Raw genomic sequence first — 12,717 nt, 5'->3', positions numbered from 1 at the left:
TGCGAGACTTTCTGAGCCATAATTTGGTTTCAATCTAATTAAAGAAAGAAAAAAAAGACTGTAACAATTTAGCTAGGTTTTTGAGTTAAAGCCATCAGTTGGAAAGAGAAAAGTCCTTAACTTATAACTAAAAGTTCGCCCAAAATCCAAATGACTTTCCTAAAGTCTCTGATTTTCATATTTCTTTTAATGGGTTTTCAAAGTAAAGCCCAGGTGCCGGGCTTTTTTTTGAAGGAAGAGGTAAAAAAGGCAAAAATCCCATTTTACTCCTCCAATAGCTTGATCATCCTGCCGGTGTCCATCAATGGCAACTATAAGCTCAATTTCCTGGTCGATACGGGAGTCAAATCCAATATTCTTTTTAGCAAAAAGTTAGGGGATGCTTTGGGCCTTGAGTACTCCAGAAGAATCAATATTGTGGGCGCTGACGGTACAACCAGCATTTGGGCTCAGGTCTCCCCAATCAATACCATCGATATGGGACCGGTGGAAGGTAAGCTGCAAAGTCTGCTGGTGCTTGAAGAAGACTTTCTTGAGCTGGAGTCGGTTATCGGTGTGCCTGTTTATGGCATTATTGGATATGAATTTTTTAAATACAATCCTATTTTGATTGACTATGATGAGGGAATGATCGATTTTTTCAGACCTGGAGCCCTAAAATGGAGGCCACCTTTTTACCGTAAACTTGATATGACTGTGGACGATGGCAAGGCATATATTCAGGCGAAAATAAAACAGAAATCAGGATCAAAGCTTGATGCCAAGCTTCTCATCGATACCGGAGCAAATCATGGTCTCTTACTGAATAGGGAAACTTCGGAAGAGATCACCATGCCCTTGAATTTCATTGAGTCTGAACTTGGGCAATCCCTCGGAGGAGTATTGTATGGATTTATCGGTCGGGTAAATTCCCTTTCCATTGGAGGTCTGACGATGCGCGAAGTGCTTACCTCATATCCTGAGGAGACTCCATACAGTACAGTGATCAAGGCTACCGGAAGAAAGGGAAGCCTTGGATCTGAGGTCTTGGGACGAACCCGAATGATTTTGGATTATCCGCGAAATACCTTTATGGTAAGAAAGGGAAGTACCTTTTATAATCCCTTTGAATTTGATATGAGCGGGATGGTGGTCAAAAAGGTGCCAAATGACGAAAATCGATATTATGTAGGAGAAGTCAGAGCTGGGTCACCGGCTTATAAATCCGGAGTATTACCCTTTGATGAGATTCTCTCTATTAACAGGATTCCGATGTTTATCTGGGAGATGACGGAAGTTTTTAAACTTTTTAGATCCGAGGAAGGAAGAGAAATTGAGCTTGAAATGCGCAGGTATTTTAACAATGATCTGAACAACTATTCTGATTACAAGGTCAGTATCTATTTAAAAAAGCAGATCTAATCATTTCCATAACAAAAGATAATTTGGATAACTTTGGCTGGAGTTAAAACACTCCGGGGAGATATTCCGTGTATTTACTCGTTTTTAAAACAAACTTCCAACTATGAAAAAATTTCTTATCCCAATCCTGATCATTGCAGTAGTAGGTATTTTCGTCTATACCAAAGCAGTAGGAACTTACAATCAATTTGTACAGTCTGAGGAAACCATCAACGGTCAGTGGGCTGAAGTACAGACTCAATACCAAAGAAGAGCAGACCTGATTCCGAATCTTGTCAACACGGTAAAAGGTTATGCAGAATTTGAACAGGAAACCCTAACCGGAGTAGTGGAGGCCCGATCCAAAGCTACTTCTGTACAAATCGACGCCAGCAACCTGACTCCGGAAAAACTCGCACAGTTTCAGCAGGCTCAGGATCAACTTTCAGGTGCATTGAGTCGTCTTTTGGTGACCATAGAAAAATATCCTGACCTAAAAGCCAACCAAAACTTCCTGGAACTCCAAGCGCAATTGGAAGGTACTGAAAACAGAATCTCCGTAGCCAGAAGAAATTTCAATGAGTCAGTGCAGGCTTACAATTCCAACTTGAGGACTTTCCCGAACAATATCTTCGCCGGATGGTACAATTTCGAACCCAAAGGATATTTTGAAGCTGCTGCTGGTGCTGAAAATGCTCCAACCGTTCAATTCTAAGGATTCCCATGGCAGAGAAATTATTTTCTCCGGAGCAGAAGGCTCAAATCGTTAATGCTATAAAAGCAGCAGAAACCCGAACCTCCGGAGAGATCCAAGTCCACATTGAAAACCACTGCAAAGGGGAGGTTCTGGACCGTGCGGCTGAGGTTTTTGAAACACTCAAAATGTATCAAACCAAAGACCGGAATGGCGTTCTGATTTACCTCGCCGTGGCGGATCACAAGTTTGCCATTTTGGGTGATGCTGGAATCAACGCGGTGGTGCCAACTGATTTTTGGGTAAAAACCAAGGATCTGATGGCGGGTTATTTTCGCCAGGGAAAATTCACTGAAGGCCTTATCGAAGGCATCCATCATGCCGGGGATCAATTGGGTACACACTTTCCATATGATTCACAAGGCGACAAAAACGAACTTTCGGATGAGGTATCATTTGGGTAAAAACACCTTTCTTCTCGCAATTTTATTTCTCCTAAGCTTCCTTCGAGGACAAGCTCAGGATTTTCCCCCAGTTCCAAATCCCCCTAGGCTAGTCACTGATTTCACCGGTACATTAAGTGCCCAAGAAGTCAGTCAATTAGAGCAAAAGCTGGTGGCGTACAACGACAGTACCTCGACACAAATTGCTATTGTGATGATGCGATCAGTCGGAGAATATGATATCTCCGACTACTCGTTTCGCCTTGGAGAAAAGTGGGGAATCGGAACCTCCAAAGACAACGGGATTCTGATCCTGGCTGCGATGGATGACCGAAAGGTATTTATCGCGACAGGCCGTGGGATGGAAGGGGCTGTGCCGGATGCCTTGGCCAAACGAATCGTCACCAATCTGATCATCCCCAACTTTAAGATGCAGGCTTATTATCAAGGCTTGGATCAAGCCACGGATATGATCATCAAGTTGGCCTCTGGAGAGTATAAAGCCGAGGAAGTGACTTCTGACGGTGACCACGGAGGGGCTATTTTCCTGTTGCTTCTTTTCATCCTCTTATTTGTGATTTTGCCTTTGATCAAAAACCGAAAGGACAACGACAACCACATGGGGGGCAAAGGGGGAGGCATTGACCTGTGGACCACCATCATGCTAGCCAATATGCTTAAAGGCTCCGGAGGAGGCAAATGGGGAGATTTCTCCTCAGGCAAAGGTTCCTTTGGAGGGGGTGGATTTGGCGGCGGTGGCGGCTTTGGAGGATTCGGTGGCGGATCTTTCGGAGGGGGCGGAGCCGGAGGCAGCTGGTAAACACTAGGTCAGTCTCAATAAGTGAATAAGACTCCGGTCATTCACTTATTGGGACTGAATGCTTTCCAGTGCTTCTTTGATCAAATCCTGCTCAAATCCTTTACTGACCAGATACTGGATGATAAGATACCGCTTCCTGTAGGGATCTTTCTCTTTGGTTTTCTCCCACTTTTTCTCGGTTTGGGTCAAAAGAGTATCGTAATATTCTTCCGGATCGATTTCAGAAAGTCCAGCCTGGATATGATCTGGACTGATTTCACGAAGTTTCAATTCCCTGGTGATCCGGATCCTTCCCCATTTTTTGAGTCTGAACTTTCCCCTGGCAAAAGATCTGGCAAAACGCTCATCATTTAAGAAGCCTTCTTTATACAGCTCCTCGACCAGGTTTTCGCCCTGTTGTCCCTGGATCCCTTTTTCAAAAAGTTTCCTTCTCACCTCCCAAGCGCTTCGCTCCTGATAGGCACAGTAGGTTTCGAGTTTTCCCTTGGCTTCTTTCAGAGTCCAATTCTTTTTTGCTGACTGTTCCGGGTTATTTTTTCCCCAAGTGGACATTTTTGGTAATTTTAAGCCAAAATACCCTCTGCTCAAGTTTTTTCAAACCTAAAAAATTTCAACCCTCCCATGAGAAAGAAAATCGTAGCCGGAAACTGGAAGATGAATATGACCTATGATGAAGGTCAAAAACTCACTTCCGAGATTGTCAATATGTACAAGGATGAGGCGATCCAAGACGTAGCCGTGGTGCTCAATCCTCCTTTTCCCCATATTCATCCTGTGAAAAAATTAGTAGGAGACACTGCAGGAATCTATGTGGGAGCACAAAACTGTTCGGATAAGGAAGCCGGTGCATTTACTGGCGAAGTATCTGCTAAGATTCTGGCTTCTTTTGGAGTAAACTATGTAATTCTTGGCCACTCTGAGCGAAGAGAATACTTCAAGGAAAGTAATGAACTGCTTGCCGCTAAAGTAAAGCAAGCTATTGCCAATGGCTTGACTCCAATCTTCTGCTGCGGAGAATCTCTGGAAATCCGTACTGCAGGAACCCATGAATCCAATGTGAAATTTCAGTTGACCGCAAGCTTGTTTGACCTCTCTCCTGAGGATTTCTCCAAAGTGGTCATTGCTTATGAACCTATTTGGGCGATCGGTACAGGCAAGACTGCTACTGCTGATCAAGCACAGGAAATGCATGCCGCTCTTCGGCGTCATATAGCTTCCAAGTACGGAAAAGAAATAGCAAATGAAACTTCCATCCTGTATGGAGGAAGTGCCAACCCTGGGAATGCTAAGGAGCTTTTCTCCAAACCTGACGTGGACGGAGGCCTGATTGGTGGTGCCTCGCTCAAGTCCCGAGATTTCATCGATATTGTCAAATCATTCTAACCATACGGTCTGTTTTGCCACAGACTGCTTTCTTTTCAGGCTTGTGAACTCACAAGCCTGAGTATTTTCCAGCCCTCTTTTCTTGCCTCACTATGGATTACCTTGAGTTTAAAATAAAATGCCTGGAGGATTTCCGGGAAATTCTGATTGCTGAGTTGGCGGAGATTGGTTTTGATTCTTTTTTGGAAACAGAAGATGGAATCGACGCCTATGCACCTGAATCCGAATTTGACCGTGAAGCATTTGATCAACTCATTGATTCCTACAAGGAGGCAGCCAAGATTAATTTGACTGAAGGCAAAATGCCCAAGGTCAACTGGAATGAAGAGTGGGAGAAAAACTACGATCCCATTGCCGTGGATGATTTGGTATATGTCAGAGCATCTTTCCACGAATCACAACCCGGATTCAGGCATGAGATTGTCATCAACCCAAAGATGTCCTTTGGTACGGGCCATCATGCCACCACTTTCCAGATGCTCCGCCATCAGGGTGAATTGGACCATGAGGGTAAACGCGTCCTCGATGTGGGCTCGGGAACCGGGATTTTGGCCATCATGGCGCACCTATTGGGTGCAAGAGAAGTAGAAGCCTTTGATATCGATGACTGGTGTGTAGACAACGGCAATGAAAATTTTGATCTGAACGGTCTCATCACGCGTATGGGCTTGGGGACCATCAGACAAGTCAATCCTCAGGGACCTTTTGATATCGTTTTAGCCAATATCAATAAAAATGTACTCCTTGACGAAATGAAAATTTATGCCGGCTTACTGGTTTCTAAAGGGTACCTTTTACTGAGTGGGTTTTACACCCAAGACGTTGAAGACTTGGTGAAAGCAGCAACGTCTTTGGGATTGAAGCTTATCAAATCCTCCGATAAAGACAATTGGGCAGCTTTGATTCTACAAAAAGACTAAGATGTACGAGCTGGTTTTCTATTCAATGCTATTTGTGGCCATTTTGGGGCACTTGGTCTTTGCCTCCAAAATGTATAAAGAAGTCAACTCAGATCAAGGATTGACATTCAGGGAGAAAAATGACTGGAAATTGAAGTCCTTGCTATTTCCCGCCCTCTTTTGGTTTTATTACCGGCAGGAAAAAAAGAAAAGGAATTCCTAAACACAGAACTTTTTAGCTCAAAACTTCGCTTAAAGGCTATCACCCAATCCAAAATCCGGGAAATTTTAATCCCACTTACTTTTGTAATTTTGACCCATGGAGTACGTCTGGAAACAAAAACCCAAAACCTCACAGGCAGCTATCGAAAAGCTGGGTAAGGAAATCAATGTGAATCCTACCTTGGCCAATATGCTGATCAATCGGGGCGTGGAGAGTTTCGATCAGGCCAAAGATTACTTCCGCCCAAGCCTAAGTCAGCTTCATGATCCTTTTTTGATGAAGGACATGGAAGCTGCTGTCAATAGAATAGAAAAGGCCGTATTAGAACAAGAGCGAATTCTGGTCTATGGAGACTACGATGTGGATGGAACCACAGCGGTAGCCCTCATGTATAGTTTTTTGAAAGGGTTTTACCCGCAGGTGGATTTTTACATTCCCGATCGGTACAAGGAAGGATATGGCATTTCGGAGCGGGGAGTTCGGTTTGCGGCAGAAAACGGGTTTTCCCTAGTGATTGCCCTTGATTGCGGAATCAAGGCCATCGAAAAGGTTCGATTGGCTAAGGAATTGGGGGTGGATTTCATCATCTGCGATCACCATACTCCCGGAGAGCAATTGCCGGCAGCTGTTGCGGTGCTCGATGCAAAGCGGGAAGATTGCCAATATCCCTATAAAGAACTCAGTGGTTGCGGTGTTGGCTTTAAGCTCATTCAAGCTTACGCCAAAACTCACGGAATCGAGGAGTCCAGTCTTTTTCCTTATCTCGACCTCTTGGTAGTAAGTATTGCAGCGGATATCGTACCGATCACCGGTGAAAACCGCATTCTGGCCTATTATGGCTTGGATCGGATCAATAACACTCCTAGACCTGGCTTGAAGGCTCTTATCCTTCAAGCCAAAGTGGAAAAGGAAATCCAGATTTCAGATATCGTATTTAAAATCGGTCCAAGAATCAATGCCTCAGGACGGCTGGAACATGCTCAAGCATCTGTAGAGCTTCTGATTGCACCAAATCTCGATGAAGCCATCGAGCGGGCCAAGCTGGTGGATGAAGTAAATTCTACCCGAAGAAATTTCGATGAAAATATCACCAAAGAAGCCTTTGAAATGCTGGCAGCGCGGGAAATGGAATCCCAATGGAATTCCACAGTGCTCTTCAAAGAAGACTGGCACAAAGGCGTAATTGGAATTGTAGCTAGCCGATGTATCGAAAAATACTACCGCCCTACGATTATTCTTACCGAGTCAAACAATAAAGCGACTGGAAGTGCAAGATCTGTAGTGGATTTTGACATCTATGAAGCCATTGCAGAATGTGCAGACCTACTCGATCAGTTTGGAGGGCACAAGTATGCAGCTGGCCTTACATTAAGTGTGGAGAATGTGCCCGCTTTTCAGGCCAAATTTGAACAGGTGGTACGCAGTCGTATCGAAGAGACTCATCTCAAGCCAGTCATAGAAATTGACGATGTCCTACTTTTGGATCAGATCAATTACAAATTTTATAATATCCTGAAGCAGATGGCTCCTTTCGGTCCGGGAAACACCGAGCCGGTCTTTCGCATCAATAATGTGTATGCCGACGAAGTCACGGTACTCAAGGATAAGCATTTGAGATTTAAAATTGTCCAAGACGGTCAGGTCACCACACCTGTTTGCTTGGGATTCGGTATGGCCGACCGGGCCAAAGACCCCGATCTGACTACGGTCAATATGCTTCGTGGCAAAATGCGCTTCGATATCGTGGCAGAAATGCGGGAGAATTTTTTCCGTGACAAAAGCAGCTTGCAACTATACGTGAAAGACATCAAATTTGACTGATATGATGCTCCGTGCAGAACACCTCGTCAAAATCTACAAAGGCCGCCGTGTGGTCAATGATATTTCTGTTCAAGTGGAGCAGGGTGAAATTGTGGGGTTACTAGGTCCAAATGGGGCTGGGAAGACCACTTCTTTCTACATGATTGTGGGGTTGATTCAGCCCAATGAGGGAAAGATTTTTCTGGAAGACCAAGAAATAACGGGCTTGCCAATGTACAAGCGGGCAAAATTGGGAATTGGGTACCTGGCCCAAGAGGCCTCTGTTTTTAGAAAACTTTCCGTGGAGGAAAATATCCTTGCCGTGCTGGAAATGACTAAAATGCCCAAAGCCCAGCAGAAGGAAAAGATGGAAAGCCTGTTGGAGGAATTTAGCCTTACCCATGTTCGAAAAAATCTAGGCATGGTACTTTCTGGAGGTGAAAGAAGACGTACAGAGATCGCCAGAGCTTTGGCAGTGGATCCCAAATTTGTTCTGTTGGACGAGCCCTTTGCAGGAGTAGACCCGATTGCGGTAGAGGAAATACAAACCATCGTAGCTAAGCTAAAAACCAAAAACATAGGGATTTTGATTACAGATCATAATGTGAATGAAACTCTTTCGATTACTGATCGGGCCTATCTGATGTTTGAAGGGCGATTGTTAAAAGCAGGTACAGCTGAAGAGTTGGCCGCCGATGAGCAGGTCCGAAAAGTCTATTTGGGAAGTCAGTTTGAGCTCAAACGCAAAGTTTTTAACTAATGGAAGTTCTAAATAGCTTCATGACCTGGATTTTTAGAAGTCGCCTGGGTCAAATTGATCATTTTAAGCAACATCCCATTCAGGTTCAGAAAGAGACCTTGGATGAACTGGTCGACTCTGCCCGTAAAACCGAAATAGGCAAAGAATTTCAGTTTGACCGGATAAAATCCTACCAGGATTTTGCCAAGCAAGTTCCACTTTTTGATTATGAAAGTTTCAAACCTTACATCGAAAGGACGATGTTGGGAAAACAAAATGTAATCTGGCCTTCTGATATCGAATGGTTTGCCAAATCATCGGGTACCACTTCGAGCCGAAGCAAATACATCCCTGTTTCGGAAGAAAGTCTGGAAGAATGCCATTACAAAGGAGGAAAAGACATGGTCTCTCTCTATGTCAGCAATAATCCTGAAACGAAACTTTTCACTGGCAAGAGCCTTTCTATTGGTGGAACTTTGGAGAAAAACCCCCTAAATCCTCAAGGTACTGCTCGGGCTGGGGATGTGTCGGCCGTCATCATGCAAAACCTCCCAATTTGGGCCCAATTTGCCCGGACTCCCTCTTTAGAGACAGCTTTGATGGGAGAATGGGAGGCCAAAATAGAGAAAATGGCCAGGGAGACTATGAATGAAAATGTCACGTCCATCGCAGGTGTGCCTACCTGGACCATAGTCCTTCTGCAGCGTATCCTCGAGCTCAAGAAGGCCAAGCACATCCTCGAAGTTTGGCCAAACCTGGAGGTATTTTTCCATGGTGCGGTGGCTTTTGGCCCCTATCGCAGTCTATTCAAAGAACTGATACCATCTGAAAAAATGCGTTACATGGAGACATACAACGCCTCCGAAGGCTTTTTTGGCATTCAGGATCAGCCTGACTCGGACGAGCTGCTGCTGCTTTTGGATTATGGGATTTACTACGAGTTTATTCCAATGGAGGAGTGGGAAAAAGAGAATCCAAAAGTCATCCCCCTTCAGGAAGTAGAGCTAGGCAAAAATTACGCGATTATCATTTCCACCAATGGAGGACTCTGGCGCTACAAGATTGGAGATACGGTCAAGTTCACCTCTACCGCGCCATATAGATTCCGCATTTCGGGCCGAACCAAGCATTTTATCAATGCTTTTGGTGAAGAGGTGATTGTGGAAAATGCGGAAGCGGCTATTCAGTATGCTTGTGAAGAAACGGGAGCCACGATTACCAACTTTTCCGCGGCCCCGGTATATTTTGAAGACAGCCAATCCAAGGCAGCCCATGAATGGGTGGTAGAGTTTCAAAAAGAGCCAGAAGATTTGAAGCTTTTTGCAAGGCTATTGGATGATAAGTTGAGAGAGGTCAACTCCGACTATGATGCCAAGCGACACAAAGATTTGGCTCTTCGACAGCTGATTTTGCATAATGCCCCACATGGACTTTTTGAATCTTGGCTTGGAAAAAAAGGCAAATTGGGCGGACAATACAAAGTACCGCGACTGTCCAATTCCAGAGAGTATATCGATGAGATTTTGGGGATGATGAGATAAAGAATGAAAAGGACCGGATTGTTTTTTGTTTTGGTTTTCCTCTTTACTTTATCCTCAAAGGCCTGCGAATGTATTTTCCCTGCCAATTATGATTTTGGAGAGCATGCGAGATCTTTTCCCGTGATTTTTTATGCTGAGATGGTATCTATCCAAGATGAAAAAGATCCCAATTTCGAATGGATTCCTGATTTGGCTTTTGATTCCTTGTATTATAAAAAAAGAGGCTACAATCCAGAGTTTAAAGTAATCAAGACTTTAAAGGGAAAATTAGGAAAAGACTTGAAAAAAAGAAGATTGACTCTGGAATCTGGATTTACCTCCTGCTCAGGTACTTTTAACTTGGGTGAAAGGTATGTCATTTTTGCTTATCGGAATGAAAATTGGCCTATTTCAACAAGTATTTGCGCTCCTAATCGTACGATCTCTACACCTGAGGAGTGGCCCGAAATAAGAAAGCGGATCAATAAAGCCCTTCGTCAAAAAATTGTCTGAAAACTGGAATCCGAGAATTATCTTGTAATTATATCCTCCCGTTACATGTCTCGTTTTCATCTAATTACACTTTATGTACTTGTCCTGGTGGCGGTTATTTTGGCTGCTATGGTCTACTGGTCAAAAACCCCACAGGTTCCGGCTGATGATATCCAATTCCAAGAGCAAGCTATGGTTGGATTTCCTTCGTTTACACGGGATTCCATCCGGCTGTTTGAGCTTCCCAAAGAGTTGGATTTTGCAGGAGAAAAAGTGCCCTTGGAAGACGGAGACATTCTGGAGCGACTGGAGCGGGAGATCTATGTCAATGCCTATTGGGAATCTAATATGATTCTGTTGATGAAGCGATCCGCCAAATACCTTCCTGACATCGAGCGGATACTCAAACAACAAGGTATTCCGGACGATTTTAAGTACTTGGCCATTGCAGAAAGCGGACTGATGAATGTCGGTTCTCCTGCCGGTGCCAGAGGCTATTGGCAAATCCTCGAAGATACCGGCAAAGAGTATGGCCTCGAAATCACCCATACCGTAGATGAGCGCTATCATTTCGAAAAAGCGACCTTGGCTGCTTCCAGGTATTTCAAAAAAGCCCATGCCAAATTCGGCGATTGGACAGCAGTGGCCGCGAGCTACAATATGGGGCAAAGCGGATTTTCCAAAAGACAGGAGGAGCAACTCCACCGCAACTACTACGACCTTTACCTCAACGAGGAGACTAGCAGGTATTTGTTCAGGATCTTGGCTTTTAAAGTAATTTTTGAGAATCCCGGGAAATTTGGCTATCACTTGGATGATCAGGATTTTTATAAAAATCCAGAGTTCAGAACTTTTGAAGTTCAGGGAGATATCAAAGATCTTCCCCAATGGGCCAAAAATCAGGGAAGCAATTTCAAGTACCTCAAGTTGTATAACCCTTGGTTGAGAGATCGGAACTTGAAGGCAAAAAAGGGTAAGGTGTACGAAATCCGATTGCCAAAATGAAGCACACGAATTCTTATTCAGGGAAATAGCAATCACCCCACAAACCACTTTCCCAAAAGCTGGTTATTGATCTATCACCCATGCAGGGTATTTCTTGCAAAATCTGATCACCCATCTAATCTGATTCCCTCCCTTCGGACAGGGATATGAGCCAGTTATGCATCCATCCAAAACTGATTTGCTTCAAAAGGCCACGCATTTTCTTCAGCAATATTTTGTGGAAAATGGTAAGCAGGGTTTTAATCAAAGGCTACACCAAGTCAACGCTGAGATCAGCAACGATGGCACCTACCTGCTTACTGAGGAGGAACTTACCTATGGCGCCAAACTAGCCTGGAGAAACAGTAATAGGTGCATCGGAAGATTGTTTTGGAAAAGTCTGAAAGTTCGTGATCGGCGTTCTCTTTCTTCTCCCGAGGAGATTTTTGCCGATTTGATGGAGCATCTTGATTTTGCCACCAATGCTGGAAAAATAAGGTCTGCCATTTCTATCTATCAGGCTGCAGATCGATATCCAAGGGTTCGAATCTTAAACAAGCAGCTTGTTCGATTTGCAGGATACCTTTTACCAAATGGGCAAGTTCTTGGGGACCCTGATTCATTGCAGTTTACCAGATTCTGTCATGCACTTGGGTGGGAATCAGTGGGCACCGCATTTGACCTCCTTCCCGTGGTGATTCAAGTGGAAGGAGAAGCACCAAAGTGGTTCACGATTCCTGAAGAAAAAGTGCTGAGAGTTCCGATAATCCATCCAGAATATCCTTGGTTGGAAAGGATGAATATCCAGTGGTACGCAGTCCCGGTAATATCCGATATGCGACTGGAGATGGGTGGGATCTCGTTTACCTGCGCACCGTTCAATGGCTGGTACATGCTCACAGAGATCGCTGTCCGTAATCTGGCCGATGCGCATCGCTACAACTTGCTCCCTCAACTAGCGGAAAAAATGGGGTTGGATACCAGGCATGTGCGAACCTTGTGGAAAGACAAGGCCTTACTCGTACTTCAGGAAGCTGTACTCCATTCTTTTCAGGAAAAAGGAATTACTCTGGTGGATCACCATAGTGCCTCGGAGCAATTTTTGGAGTTTTGCAGAGTGGAGGAAGCCAAGGGACGGAAAGTTCAGGCAGATTGGTCTTGGATTGTGCCCCCCACAGCCGGCTCCACCCTGGGCGTTTTCCATAGAGAGTGGGAAAACCAGGTCCTCAGCCCTAACTTTTTCTATCAGGAAGTTCCAAGGCAAGTTCTGTTTGAAAATGAGGAAAATCTCAAAGAATGTCCTTTTCATCACGGATGATCGAATCCTTGGCTCATGGTAG

At 44.5% G+C, this 12,717-nt stretch carries 14 protein-coding genes; 13 read left to right on the top strand and 1 reads right to left on the bottom strand.

Annotated elements, in window-relative coordinates:
• Positions 1–189 precede the first annotated feature (189 nt).
• From DDT91_RS02315 to DDT91_RS02300, 4 genes are all read left to right on the top strand, one after another.
• Positions 190–1,401, top strand: a complete 1,212-nt coding sequence (locus DDT91_RS02315) for an aspartyl protease family protein (protein WP_255502001.1) — start codon at positions 190–192, stop codon at positions 1,399–1,401.
• Between the two features lie 103 nt (positions 1,402–1,504).
• Positions 1,505–2,095: a LemA family protein gene (locus DDT91_RS02310; RefSeq protein WP_187174516.1), complete on the top strand. Its 591-nt coding sequence runs from the start codon at positions 1,505–1,507 to the stop codon at positions 2,093–2,095.
• An 8-nt stretch (positions 2,096–2,103) separates the two neighbouring features.
• Positions 2,104–2,538 carry a TPM domain-containing protein gene (locus tag DDT91_RS02305; protein WP_187174515.1) on the top strand — a complete coding sequence of 145 codons (435 nt, stop codon included), beginning with the start codon at positions 2,104–2,106 and terminating at the stop codon, positions 2,536–2,538.
• Positions 2,519–3,337 (top strand): YgcG family protein, encoded by an 819-nt coding sequence (locus DDT91_RS02300; protein ID WP_187174514.1) that lies wholly within the window; start codon positions 2,519–2,521, stop codon positions 3,335–3,337. The genes DDT91_RS02305 and DDT91_RS02300 overlap by 20 nt, the downstream gene beginning before the upstream one ends.
• Before the next feature lie 45 nt (positions 3,338–3,382).
• On the opposite strand, the gene DDT91_RS02295 is transcribed toward DDT91_RS02300, so the two are convergent.
• Complete coding sequence (locus DDT91_RS02295; RefSeq protein WP_187174513.1) at positions 3,383–3,889, bottom strand: regulatory protein RecX; 507 nt, start codon at positions 3,887–3,889, stop codon at positions 3,383–3,385.
• A gap of 69 nt (positions 3,890–3,958) precedes the next feature.
• Between DDT91_RS02295 and tpiA the strand changes: the two genes are divergently transcribed.
• The 9 genes from tpiA (at position 3,959) to DDT91_RS02250 (ending at position 12,695) form a co-directional block, all read left to right on the top strand.
• Positions 3,959–4,720, top strand: coding sequence for a triose-phosphate isomerase (gene tpiA / locus DDT91_RS02290; RefSeq protein ID WP_187174512.1), 762 nt, complete (start codon positions 3,959–3,961; stop codon positions 4,718–4,720).
• Positions 4,721–4,812: 92 nt separating this feature from the next.
• Complete coding sequence (gene prmA, locus DDT91_RS02285; protein WP_187174511.1) at positions 4,813–5,640, top strand: 50S ribosomal protein L11 methyltransferase; 828 nt, start codon at positions 4,813–4,815, stop codon at positions 5,638–5,640.
• Between the two features lies 1 nt (position 5,641).
• Positions 5,642–5,842, top strand: a complete 201-nt coding sequence (locus tag DDT91_RS02280; RefSeq protein WP_187174510.1) for a hypothetical protein — start codon at positions 5,642–5,644, stop codon at positions 5,840–5,842.
• 96 nt (positions 5,843–5,938) lie between these two features.
• Positions 5,939–7,663, top strand: a complete 1,725-nt coding sequence (gene recJ, locus DDT91_RS02275) for a single-stranded-DNA-specific exonuclease RecJ (RefSeq protein ID WP_187174509.1) — start codon at positions 5,939–5,941, stop codon at positions 7,661–7,663.
• Between the two features lies 1 nt (position 7,664).
• Positions 7,665–8,402 (top strand): LPS export ABC transporter ATP-binding protein, encoded by a 738-nt coding sequence (lptB, locus tag DDT91_RS02270; protein ID WP_187174508.1) that lies wholly within the window; start codon positions 7,665–7,667, stop codon positions 8,400–8,402.
• A complete protein-coding gene (locus DDT91_RS02265; protein ID WP_187174507.1) occupies positions 8,402–9,922 on the top strand; it encodes a GH3 auxin-responsive promoter family protein in 1,521 nt (506 codons plus the stop codon). Before lptB ends, DDT91_RS02265 begins: the two co-directional genes overlap by 1 nt.
• A gap of 3 nt (positions 9,923–9,925) precedes the next feature.
• The gene (locus DDT91_RS02260; RefSeq protein ID WP_187174506.1) at positions 9,926–10,414 is read left to right on the top strand and encodes a hypothetical protein; all 489 of its coding nucleotides are present in this window, start codon (positions 9,926–9,928) and stop codon (positions 10,412–10,414) included.
• Between the two features lie 45 nt (positions 10,415–10,459).
• Positions 10,460–11,398 (top strand): lytic transglycosylase domain-containing protein, encoded by a 939-nt coding sequence (locus DDT91_RS02255; RefSeq protein ID WP_187174505.1) that lies wholly within the window; start codon positions 10,460–10,462, stop codon positions 11,396–11,398.
• Positions 11,399–11,555: 157 nt separating this feature from the next.
• Positions 11,556–12,695, top strand: coding sequence for a nitric oxide synthase oxygenase (locus tag DDT91_RS02250; protein WP_187174504.1), 1,140 nt, complete (start codon positions 11,556–11,558; stop codon positions 12,693–12,695).
• Positions 12,696–12,717 lie beyond the last annotated feature (22 nt).

It is taken from the genome of Algoriphagus sp. AK58 (assembly GCF_014324365.1).
Taxonomy (GTDB): Bacteria; Bacteroidota; Bacteroidia; order Cytophagales; family Cyclobacteriaceae; genus Algoriphagus.
This window is presented reverse-complemented; position numbering and strand designations above follow the sequence as displayed.

Bases quoted from the DNA above. Each gene is read 5' to 3' on its own strand.
- DDT91_RS02310 (WP_187174516.1), top strand. From the start codon at position 1,505: ATGAAAAAATTTCTTATCCCAATCCTGATCATTGCAGTAGTAGGTATT.
- DDT91_RS02250 (WP_187174504.1), top strand. From the start codon at position 11,556: ATGCATCCATCCAAAACTGATTTGCTTCAAAAGGCCACGCATTTTCTT.
- recJ (WP_187174509.1), top strand. From the start codon at position 5,939: ATGGAGTACGTCTGGAAACAAAAACCCAAAACCTCACAGGCAGCTATC.
- DDT91_RS02305 (WP_187174515.1), top strand. From the start codon at position 2,104: ATGGCAGAGAAATTATTTTCTCCGGAGCAGAAGGCTCAAATCGTTAAT.
- DDT91_RS02260 (WP_187174506.1), top strand. From the start codon at position 9,926: ATGAAAAGGACCGGATTGTTTTTTGTTTTGGTTTTCCTCTTTACTTTA.
- tpiA (WP_187174512.1), top strand. From the start codon at position 3,959: ATGAGAAAGAAAATCGTAGCCGGAAACTGGAAGATGAATATGACCTAT.
- DDT91_RS02315 (WP_255502001.1), top strand. From the start codon at position 190: ATGGGTTTTCAAAGTAAAGCCCAGGTGCCGGGCTTTTTTTTGAAGGAA.
- DDT91_RS02255 (WP_187174505.1), top strand. From the start codon at position 10,460: ATGTCTCGTTTTCATCTAATTACACTTTATGTACTTGTCCTGGTGGCG.
- DDT91_RS02280 (WP_187174510.1), top strand. From the start codon at position 5,642: ATGTACGAGCTGGTTTTCTATTCAATGCTATTTGTGGCCATTTTGGGG.
- DDT91_RS02295 (WP_187174513.1), bottom strand. From the start codon at position 3,889: ATGTCCACTTGGGGAAAAAATAACCCGGAACAGTCAGCAAAAAAGAAT.
- DDT91_RS02265 (WP_187174507.1), top strand. From the start codon at position 8,402: ATGGAAGTTCTAAATAGCTTCATGACCTGGATTTTTAGAAGTCGCCTG.
- DDT91_RS02300 (WP_187174514.1), top strand. From the start codon at position 2,519: ATGAGGTATCATTTGGGTAAAAACACCTTTCTTCTCGCAATTTTATTT.
- lptB (WP_187174508.1), top strand. From the start codon at position 7,665: ATGATGCTCCGTGCAGAACACCTCGTCAAAATCTACAAAGGCCGCCGT.
- prmA (WP_187174511.1), top strand. From the start codon at position 4,813: ATGGATTACCTTGAGTTTAAAATAAAATGCCTGGAGGATTTCCGGGAA.